This window comes from Flectobacillus sp. (assembly GCF_049240685.1).
Taxonomy (GTDB): Bacteria; Bacteroidota; Bacteroidia; order Cytophagales; family Spirosomataceae; genus Flectobacillus.
Map to the genome: position 1 here is coordinate 1 of NZ_JBMLSD010000197.1, position 11125 is coordinate 11125.

The 11125-nt window shown below is 38.2% G+C and carries 7 protein-coding genes; 5 read left to right on the forward strand and 2 right to left on the reverse strand.

Annotated features, from left to right (window positions below):
- Positions 1–181: 181 nt before the first annotated feature.
- Together ACOVQ4_RS08980 and ACOVQ4_RS08985 are read right to left on the reverse strand one after the other, a co-directional pair.
- On the reverse strand, positions 182–1336 hold the full coding sequence (locus ACOVQ4_RS08980) for a TIGR03364 family FAD-dependent oxidoreductase (protein ID WP_421820316.1): 1155 nt from the start codon (positions 1334–1336) through the stop codon (positions 182–184).
- A gap of 65 nt (positions 1337–1401) precedes the next feature.
- Positions 1402–2142 (reverse strand): HAD hydrolase-like protein, encoded by a 741-nt coding sequence (locus ACOVQ4_RS08985; RefSeq protein ID WP_421820317.1) that lies wholly within the window; start codon positions 2140–2142, stop codon positions 1402–1404.
- Positions 2143–2394: 252 nt separating this feature from the next.
- Here ACOVQ4_RS08985 and ACOVQ4_RS08990 point away from each other — a divergent pair, with 252 nt between their 5' ends.
- The 5 genes from ACOVQ4_RS08990 (at position 2395) to ACOVQ4_RS09010 (ending at position 10655) form a co-directional block, all read left to right on the forward strand.
- Positions 2395–3690 (forward strand): DUF5690 family protein, encoded by a 1296-nt coding sequence (locus tag ACOVQ4_RS08990; protein WP_421820318.1) that lies wholly within the window; start codon positions 2395–2397, stop codon positions 3688–3690.
- A 279-nt stretch (positions 3691–3969) separates the two neighbouring features.
- The gene (locus ACOVQ4_RS08995; protein WP_421820319.1) at positions 3970–7233 is read left to right on the forward strand and encodes a SusC/RagA family TonB-linked outer membrane protein; all 3264 of its coding nucleotides are present in this window, start codon (positions 3970–3972) and stop codon (positions 7231–7233) included.
- Between the two features lie 73 nt (positions 7234–7306).
- On the forward strand, positions 7307–8779 hold the full coding sequence (locus ACOVQ4_RS09000) for a SusD/RagB family nutrient-binding outer membrane lipoprotein (protein ID WP_421820320.1): 1473 nt from the start codon (positions 7307–7309) through the stop codon (positions 8777–8779).
- Between the two features lie 184 nt (positions 8780–8963).
- Positions 8964–9533, forward strand: a complete 570-nt coding sequence (locus ACOVQ4_RS09005; RefSeq protein ID WP_421820321.1) for an HD domain-containing protein — start codon at positions 8964–8966, stop codon at positions 9531–9533.
- Positions 9534–9578: 45 nt separating this feature from the next.
- Complete coding sequence (locus ACOVQ4_RS09010; protein ID WP_421820322.1) at positions 9579–10655, forward strand: alkaline phosphatase family protein; 1077 nt, start codon at positions 9579–9581, stop codon at positions 10653–10655.
- Positions 10656–11125: the final 470 nt, after the last annotated feature.

Sequence of the window (11125 nt, forward strand, 5' to 3'; positions counted from 1 at the left end):
AACAGTTTTAAACTGTTTTTAAACATTCATTGAAAAAGTCTAAATACCTTTTCTCGTTTTGTCCAGTAATTAGACTATTTATAAATAACCTCTTATTACCGACTCGCCACATCTTTATTTTTATTAAAACTGAAACCTTAATGCCTTAAACTCTAATTTTGGTTTTAATCTGCCGGATTACCTATTTCGGGAAAATATCATGGATTCTTTTTAGTGCGTATCCAGGGGAGGTGGTCATACCTTTCCCACCGATGCCTGTGGCAATATAAATTTTGTCTTCTATTTGATATTCAAAAATTCCTCCATCCGAAGTTTGTGAATAATAGCCTGCCCAATAATTTTGGATATTCCAATGAGGTAATTTTAGGATTCTTTGAGCTTCTGTTAATATCAATTGATTGATGTCCATGTTGATTCCAAAATCCAAGGAGGCGTTTTCGTTGACACCAGCGTATTCATGTGAGTCACCAATAATAATAGAACCGTTCAGTGCCTGTTTGAATAAGATATGAATTCCCCAAGCGTTGTATGGTTTTTGCCATTCTGGTTGGGATATCTGAGGATATGATTGGCAAGACTTGAAGCTATCATAGCGTCTAATACTTAAACCTGACAAGATATTACCCTTTATTTGAACATCTTTGAGAGGATAGGTAGACATCATATTGAGTTTGCTCACTTTCATACCACTTTCTTCAAAAGTTTGAGGGAAAAGTGCTTTAAAATCTCTACCGTTACAAATGGCTACTTTACTGGCATAGAATTTTTCTCCTTTTGAACTCGTAACCTCACACAAACCGTTTTTGATTTCACAGCCAGTAATGGTTGTATTATTGACAAAACTCAGATTCCATTTTTTGATTAAAATCTCACGTACTTTATGAACCATAGTTCGGGGCTCCACCGAAAATTCGGAAGGGAAAAAGAGCCCTAATTTATAATATTCATTTTGGAGTAGAGGCATTCTTTCGTAGCAGACCTTCCTATTTAGTAATTCGCAGGAGTATCCTCTGATTTTGAATAAAGCACGTGCCTCTTCCAATAATTTTGCCTCATCATCATCTGAAGCAAAATAGTATGAGCCATTTTTTCGAGCAGTAATATCAGTTAAATCTTGAAGACTTTGGTAAATCTCCAGAGATTGTCTACCATATTCAAACCAAGTATCTAGGGCTTGTCCTGATGGTACTACTTGTCCAAAATTGCGAACTGTTGCTTCCATTGGTTCAGAGTCCTTTTCAATCATCAAAACAGACTTACCCATTTGTAAAGCATGATAAGCATGGAATGTTCCTAGGTTTCCAGCACCTACAACAATCAAATCATATTTTTTCATCTCTTATTCTTTTTAGCCAAATCTACCAAAGAGTGACATTTCGGAACAAATGCGTTTTCGAACGGTTACAATGCTAAACTTTTTTCGTTTATTTCTTCAATAATTGGTTTTAGAGCCAATAAATTCGGTAATAAACCGTCGTTTCTATGGATATTGAGTTGGTTGCGTGTATGTGTACCGTTAGTTACACCAAGTGAAAGTCGAACTCCTGCACGAATACCCGATTTAAGGTCGGAGGGAGTATCTCCAATATTGATTACTTTTTGGGCATCTTTAATGCCTAATACTTCCATAGCCTTAAAAATCATTTGTGGCTCAGGACGTCCTTTTAGTACATCATCTGGAGTCACTGATAAATCGATAATGCCCGAACCATCGCTTTTATAGTTTTTATCAAGTCCTTTGAGCCAGCCTAATTTTCCCAAAATAATATTTACTACTTTTCTATAAAAACCAGTTGTTAGGGCAATTTTAATTTCCTGCGTTTTGAGATAGTCAAACAATTCTAAACATCCTTCTGTCGGGAAAATGTCATGTTCTAAATAATGATTTTCTAAAATGGTACAAAACTCTGTGTATGAGATATCAACATAAGAGGATAGTTCTGTATGTTTCTCTCCAAGAAGCTCCACCCAAAGCATTTCAAATACCTGTTTTTTGGCATATCCCTGTAGCGCAAGTACACGTTCTGGCGTAACACTTAAGCCTGTGCGCGCTGCTGCTTGCATAAAGCATACTTCTACCTCATGGCGGTCGGTAACGGTAGTTCCTGCCATATCAAACACGACTAACTCAATAGGTTTCATAAGAGAAGATTCTTTGTTTTGTGGACTTTAAATAATAAGAAGCGTGGCATGGCCAAATCGCCTAACCAAAGGTAGCAATAGTACTTTTAAGCAAATATTAAATGTCGGTTAAGCCTCATTAATATGCTGAGATACAAGTTGTTTTATTTGTATTCTTGTCAGAAAAAGATAATAACCATACAATTCGACCCTCTCGCTCGGGGCAGACCAGCTGGTTATTATTGTTTAAATGATTCATCTAGCTTAACTTTCATGCGTACCAATTTACATACTTTATTAAAAAGAAGTTCACCATTATTGAGAGGCTTATTTTTGGGAACTATGGCCTTCTGTACCTATTTCTGCATGTATGCTTTTCGAAAGCCCTTTTCAGCGGCGATTTATTCTGGTATATCATTGTGGGGTATCGACTACAAGATTATTTTGGTAGTTGCGCAAGTGCTTGGCTATGCCACCGCCAAGGGGATGGGTATAAAGGTGGTGGCTGAGGTAAAACCTCATCATCGAATGCTGTATATCATTGGGATGATTCTTTACGCCGAAATTTGTCTGCTGATGTTTGCCTTGGTACCTGCTCCCGACAATTGGATGTTTATGTATCTAAACGGATTGGGTTTGGGGATGATTTTTGGTTTAGTATTTAGCTACCTCGAAGGACGCAGAATCACCGATTTGCTTGGTGCTGGACTGGCAGTAAGTTTTATAGTATCCTCAGGAATCATCAAATCGGTTTCGAGATGGGCTTTAGACTTAGGAATCAACGAGTTTTGGATGCCTTTTGTGATTGGAGTATTCTTTTTTCCATTACTGGTTTTAGCTGTATGGGGAATGAATAGCGTTCCTAAGCCCGATGCCCAAGATAAGCTAGAGAGGGTAGAAAGAGTACCGATGTTTGCCAAACAAAGAAGGAAGTTTATGAAAAAATATGGTCTGGGAATGGTATTGTTGGTAAGCATTTATGTATTAATGACCATCTTTAGAGACATTCGAGACAACTTTGGGGTTGAAATCTGGAAAGAGCTCGGTATTTCTGATATCAGGATTTTTTCTGAAACCGAAATTATCATCGGCATTTTGATTAGTATTATGACGGGGGTTGCATTTTTAATCAAAAATCACAAAAACGCACTTTGGTTTAATCATTTGCTTATCTGTGGCGGGTGTATATTGATGTTAATTAGTACACTTCTTTACAACGGAAGCTCAATTACGGGTTATTGGTGGATGGTGTGTAATGGACTTGGTTTGTACATGGTATATGTGCCTTTTAACGGAATACTTTTCGACAGACTCTTGGCGGCTCTTAACGAGAGGGGTAACGTAGGTTTTTTGTTTTATACCGCAGATTTCTGTGGTTATTTAGGAAGTGTGCTGGTTCTGCTCATTAAGAATTTTGGAAAAAATCCTATTTCTTGGCTAGACCTGCTCAATGCATTTGCGCAATTGTTACCTACCTTGTGCATCGTATTAGTCATCTCCTCTTACTTCTATTTTAATCAAATTTTTCAGTTTAAAAACAAATCAGGTATCCGTTTTTTAGGAGTATAGAATAGATAAAAAACGGCAATATGATGCCGAATTGCCGTTTTTTACTTTAACTTAATATTTTACTAACACAAAAAACAAATACGCTATCGTTTAGGCCATAAAATTTCAATCATGCTTAACACAGGCGTGAAGGTAGGGTTATTTTATGATTGTAGGTTTGCATCGTTTTCAAAGGGAGATTTTTTCGAGTCCTTAGTTTTGTCCTAACCCGTTCAATTTTACGTTGGTACTCGATTCACCCATTTCTTTCCTCTATCAAAAAACAAAACACACAATCAAATGAAAAAACTTTTACCCATGCTTGGGAGGTTTCAGCGCAATTTTACGTGGTTTATGACCTCGATGTTTGTTCCAGTATTACTCCTTTGTTGTTCGCTCACAACATTCGGACAAATTTCTGGTAAAGTAAGTGCTTCGGAAGATAATAGTCCGCTTCCTGGCGTTTCGGTTCGAGTAAAGGGTAGCGACAAAGGTAGCTCGACAGGTGCTGATGGTAGTTACAAAATCAATGCTAAGTCAACCGACGTATTGGTTTTTAGTTTTATTGGTTACACTTCACAAGAAATTGCAGTTGGCAACAAAACAAATATCAATGTTAGCCTTGCACAAGAGTCAAAAATGCTTCAAGAAGTAGTAACCACTGCCTTGGGTATTTCTAAAGACAAAAGAACTCTTACCAACTCAATTCAGTCGGTTCAGGGTGTCGAATTAATCAAGGCTCGTGAGCCAAATGCTATCAACTCATTGAGTGGTAAAGTGGCAGGCTTGACAGTAGGGGCTTCCTCAGAAATTTTGGGACGTCCAAACTTAGTTTTACGTGGCAACACTGACATTTTGTTTATTGTAGACGGTGTTCCTATCAACTCTGATACTTGGAATATTTCTGCAGATGATATTGAAACCTATTCGGTATTGAAAGGGCCAAACGCGGCGGCTTTGTATGGTTTCCGTGGTAAAAATGGGGCAATCTTGATTACTACCAAAAAAGGTTCTAAAGATAAACGTGGTTTTTCCGTTGAGTTTAACTCTTCAACGATGGTAGAAAGTGGCTTCAACGCTATTCCGAAAGTTCAGGATTTGTATGGACCTGGAGACCACGGAGTATATGAGTTCGTAGATGGTCGTGGTGGCGGTAAAAATGACGGCGACTACGACATCTGGGGACCAAAATTTGAAGGTCAATTGATTCCACAATATGACTCGCCTATCGTGAATGGTGTCCGTCAAGGTACGCCTTGGATTGCGCGTGGTAAAAACAACTTGACTCGCTTCTTGCGTGATGGTTTGCAATCAAACAACAACATTGCGATTTCTTCAAGTACTGAAAAAGCTGACTTGCGTTTTTCATTATCAAATAGCTACCAAAAAGGTATCGTGCCAAATACGCAGTTGAATTCTGTTAACTTCAATATGTCGGCTGGGGTTAATTTCTCTAAAAAACTTCGTTTGGAATCAAATATCAACTTCAACCGTCAGTCAACACCAAACGTACCAGATGTAAACTACGGACCAAACTCCTTGATTTACAACATGGTGATTTGGGGAGGCGCAGACTGGGATGTTGACCAATTGCGTAACTACTGGCAGCCAGGCAAAGAAGGTATCCAGCAAATCTATGCTGAATATCAACGTTACAACAACCCTTACTTTGTAGCTTACGAATGGACAAGAGGCCACTACAAAAATGATATTTATGGTTATGCTTCATTGAACTATAAAATCAACGACAATTTCGAATTGACAGGTCGTACTTCAATAACTTCTTATGATTTGTTTAGAAATGAAAAATTACCTTATTCTGCCACAACTTATGGTCGTGAGGAAGCTAAAGGTGATTATCGTGAAGACAAACGTACTTTGTTCGAAAATAACACTGATATCTTGTTGAAATATAGCAAGTTGTATAATAATGCGTTTGATGTAAAAGTATGGGCTGGTGCCAATATTCGTAGCTTTAGCTATCGTTCAAGTTTTGTTACAACCGACTATTTGAACACACCGGGTGTATACACTTTCGCAAACTCACTTCGTCCTGTGAAAGCATTCAGTTTTGCCTCAGACATGGAAGTACAAAGTGCGTACTACTCAGCTGACTTAGGATACAAAAGCTATATCAACCTATCGGCAACAGGTCGTGTTGACCACCTTTCTACTTTACCAAAAGGTAACAACACGTTCTTCTATCCATCATTTGGTTTGAGTACTGTAATTTCTGATTATGTGACATTACCATCTGCTATTTCATTCTTGAAAGCACGTGCATCTTATGCCAACGTAAAAGACGGTTTGACTCGCTCAACGATTGGCTCTACGCCAAGTGGCTCGTTCCCTGTAGGTTATGGTGTCGACTATGCTTCTTCTTATGATGGCCCAAGTTATGCAAACTCAGTGGGCTACACAATTGCACCGGGTTATAACTTGTTGCCTTCAGCATCATATTCTGACAGATTGGATAATGCAAGCTTGAAACCAAACTCAACAGAGCAAATGGAGGCTGGTTTAGAGTTAAGTTTCTTAAAAAACAGACTTTCGGGCGAAGTTACTTACTTCGTATCTAACGATGGTCCACGTATCTTCAACCGTGATTTGTCACAAACTACAGGTTATACCAATGCTATCGTAAACGGTATTCGTACACAAAAAACAGGTTGGGAAGTGTCTCTAAAGGCTACACCAGTAAAAACTCAAAACTTCAAATGGGATGTAATGGTTAACTGGTCGACTTATAAAGAGGTATTGAAAGAAATCTATGGAAATATTACTTCATTACCTTCTAACTACTTTGTAAGTGGTAACCCTTCAAATATTACCCTTAAAATCGGCGACAGAATCGACCCAGTAATTGTATCGACCTATGCTCGTACTCCTGATGGTCAAATTATCAATGATGCAGGTGGTCGTCCGATTGTTTTACCTCGTTCTACTTTCCAAGGTTATGCAAATCCAGACTGGGTATATGGTATCAACAACAAGTTTAGTTACAAAAACTGGTCAATGAATATCCTATTAGACGGTCGTGTAGGTGGAGTTATAGAAGACTACATCCGTCGTCAGTCATTCCGTGGTGGACGTAATATCGAAACAGTAGAAGGTGCTTTGGGTGCTGCTCGTGAGCAAGACGTAAAAGGTATCAAATCATACATCGGTGAAGGCGTAAAAATCGTAGAAGGAACTCCTACGTATGACCCAACTACAGGTGCAATCACAAACATGAGCCAATTGAAGTTTGCTCCAAACGATATCAAAACTTTTGTACAGGATTATATCAGTCGTTACTACTCAACTTCTGAAGGTAACATGATGAGTAAGACTTTTTCAAAAATCCGTGAAATCACAATTTCTTACAACGTTCCTGCTCAATTGTTGAGCCGTACACCATTCAAACAAGCTTCTGTCTCGTTTGTAGGTCGTAATCTTTTCTACTTCGTAGACAGCAAACATTCAGGTGTTGACTTAGATCAATACACAGGTTTGAGTACAAGTACGGGTCTTCAGACACCAACCATGAAGCGTTTTGGTGTAAACCTAAACTTGGTATTCTAATTGTTTCGGGGGAGGGAAATTCTCTCCCCGTTTTACGAACTAAAAAAGTCCTCAATTTTTAGCAAATACAACCATGAAAAAATATATAGCAGCAATTTGTATGGTAGGTTTTCTATCGAGCTGTAACGATTACGCAGTTTTAGAAAAAAATCCCAATTTGCCTACTTCAGTTCCAGCCGAACTGAGCCTTAGAACGATTCTTAGTAATATGAACGAAGGCGCTTGGAACGACGCCATGCGCAATAACCAGTTCTATTGTTCAAACTACAATTATTACAGTAGTAACGAATACAATTGGACTTCGGCATCTTTACAATTTACTACGTTGAAAAACGTAATTAAAATGGAAGGTGAAGCCATTCGTAGTGGCGCAAAAGCGGTAAATCCTTACAATGCGATTGGTAAGTTTTTACGTGCTTATTTTTATACAAAAATGACGCTTTCTGTTGGAGATTTACCAGTAAAAGACGCCTTGAAAGGTTTGGAGGTAGATCAACCTACTTACGATACCCAAAAAGAAGTGTTTGTTCAAGTATTAAAATGGTTGGAAGACGCCAACACAGATTTGACTACCTTAATCGCAGCAAGTGATAAGTCTTTGTCAGGAGACATTTACTACAACGGGGATTTGGTAAAATGGCAAAAAGCAGTTAATACCTTGAAATTACGCGTTTTGATTCATTTGAGCAAGAAGGCCGATGATACTGATTTACAAGTAAAACAGCAGTTTGCTAATATCCTGAATAATCCAACCAAATACCCTTTAATGACCTCAAACGACGAGGCATTACAATATGTTTGGTCGAGCAATAACAAATATCCTCGCAATCCCGATAACTTTGGTAACAATGCCACTCGTGAGAATATGGCAAAAACTTACATCGATATCTTAAAAGAAAATAATGACCCTCGCTTGTTTATTGTCGCTGAGCCTGCCGAAGCTAAAATCAAAGCTGGTATTCCTGCAACTAGTGTGGATGCTTATGAGGGAGCAAGTTCTGGCGAAGATTTGGCGGATATGTCTACAAAAGTATTGAAAGGAGAATATTCATTCCAAAGTCGTAAGCGTTATTATAGCAATTATGCGGGTGAAAATACCTTCATTTTGAGTTATTCAGAAATGTGTTTCAACATAGCAGAGGGAATCAACCGTGGTTGGGCTACAGGCAATGCTCAAAATTGGTATGAGCAAGGGATTAAAGCTTCGATGGCATTTTACGGAGCAACCATGCCTGCTAATTATCTTACACAAACTACCGTTCAGTACAAAGGAAACAACGCTGAAGGTTTGACCCAGATTTTGAAGCAAAAATATGTAGCTTTCTTCCAAAACTCAGGCTATGAAGCGTTTTATAACCAACGTCGTACAGGTATCCCAACCTTCTTGATTGGCCCAGGTACAGGTAATGGTACAAAAATCCCGAAACGTTTCCAATATCCTCAGTCAGAATTTACTACAAACAAAACCAACGTGGAGGCTGCCTTAAAACGTCAGTTTACGGATGGTAAAGACGATATAAACTATGATTTCTGGTTGTTAAAATAGTTTTAAATTCTTATATGGTGAATTCATTAGCCGCAAGAATGAATGGAAAGTGGGAGTTCATATAATATCGCTAACGGTCGTTAACGTAAAATAACCTCCAAGCGTGGTTAATGATGCGTAGAAATAGTGAGGCTTTGTCTCACTATTTTCTTTTTACTAGACTTTTATCCAATCTTGAAATATTATGGAAAATAACTATCAAACAGTGGTCGACGAAATTTTTTCGTTATTCGAACTACAAGGGGGCAACGAGTATATCGGTGAGCCTGTCAATATACTTGAGCATAGTTTACAGTCAGGTCAATTGGCGCTCGATGCCGAGGAGTCGCCTTTGGTTGTTTTGGCGGCTTTTTTTCATGACATTGGACATTTGTTGCCGATGGAGGAGTCTGAAAACATGGAAGGAATGGGGCATTTGAGGCATGAAATCCTTGGCGCAGAATTTTTACTTTCAAAAGGCTTGCCTGATGAAATGGCAACCTTGGTAAAAAATCATGTACAAGCCAAAAGGTATTTGACGTTTAAATATCCAAAATATTACGAGCAACTTTCTGAAGCCAGCAAAACTACCCTAAAATATCAAGGCGGGGTAATGACCCCTTCAGAGGCAGAAGTGTTTGAAAAACACCCGCTTTTCAAAAAGAGCCTACAACTCAGAGCTTGGGACGAACAAGCAAAACTTACCGACTGTCTGGTACAGCCTTTAGACTTTTACAAAAAACTATTGCTCGAATTTATTGTTATAAAATCGTAGACCTTTGAGAATTAGAAGGTCAAAATGTTTAAAACCTTTATATAAATGAAAAGTTTAAGTTTGTTCTTCATATTGTTACTAGGTGCTTTTGCGGCACAAGCACAGCACAAAACCGAGAAAGTTATATTGATTACAACTGACGGATTTCGCTGGCTTGAGGTGTTTAATGGATTAGACACAGCCTTACTCAATCAAGAAAAATATACCAAAAGTAAAAGGGATTTACTAGACCGTTTTGGTGGTCCACCTCGAGCTAGTAGAGCCAAACTTATGCCTTTTATGTGGGATGTTGTCTCCGAAAAGGGTCAGATTTATGGCAATAGACACTTCGATAACTTTGTGAATGTCACCAATCAGCAATGGTTTTCGTACCCAGGTTACAACGAACTCCTCACTGGCGCACCCGACGATGAAAGAATTACCAGTAATGACCATATTGATAATCCAAATGAAACAGTATTAGAGTTTTTGCATAAAAAACCTGCTTTTAAAGGAAAAATCGCAGCCTTCTCAACTTGGGACTGTTTTCCTTTTATTATTAATGAAAAAAGAAGTAAAATACCTGTAAATTCAGGAAAAGAGCTGGTTCTGAATCCAAGTCCGAAAGAAAAATTGTTGAATGAAATACAACAAAGCACGCCTAGCCAAATTGCCGATAGACATGATTTTATTACTTACTTTTTGGCCAAAGAATACCTAGTAACCAAAAAACCAAAAGTGTTGTTCTTAGCCTTCGACGAAACGGATGACTATGCTCATTCGGGGAATTATGATGGTTATCTAAAAGCGGCCAATAATTTCGATAGATATCTAAGAGACCTTTGGAATACGGTACAATCTTTACCAGAATACAAGGATAAAACCACCCTTATTATTACTTCCGATCATGGTCGCGGTCAATATCCTAAATCAGGATGGACCGATCATAGTTTCAGAACGGCCTATTCTGACCAAATCTGGTTTGCGGTAATGGGGCCAGACACACCAGCCACAGGAGAACAAAAAAATAAAGCGCAGTATTATCAAAGTCAGTTTGCAAGTACTCTTGCCCAATTCTTAGGCTATCAATACGCCCCAAATGAGAAAGTTGGAAAACCCATTGAAAACGTTTTTAAAAAGTAACTCTAATTGCGTGGTTGAGCGAGAAAGTGTTTCTATAAAATATGTATTCTACCAGTAGAGACGCAATGATTGCGTCTCAAGCCATTCATCCGTATTTTACTAGCCTCAAACATGAGTCATCTCAGATTTTAAGATTGGGATTATCCTCCCTAATTTTCATAAACATGAGTCATCACTCATTCGCTCAATTAGGAATGACTCATGTTTAATATAAATTCAGAGAATACTTTTATTTTCTATCTTTTTCTGAAAAGAAAAGTAATCTCGCAAAATTAGATTTAATTTATGTCTTTAGGCATAAGGCAACAGGCATAAGGCAAAGAGTGTTAAACTTTAGGCATAAGGTAACAGGCACAAGGCAAATAGTGCTAAAACGATTTTAAACAACCACAGACATACATTTTTCCCAAAACCTAAGGCCAAAAGCCATTCTCTGAAAGCCCAAAGCATAATCTTAAATTTTATTTTTC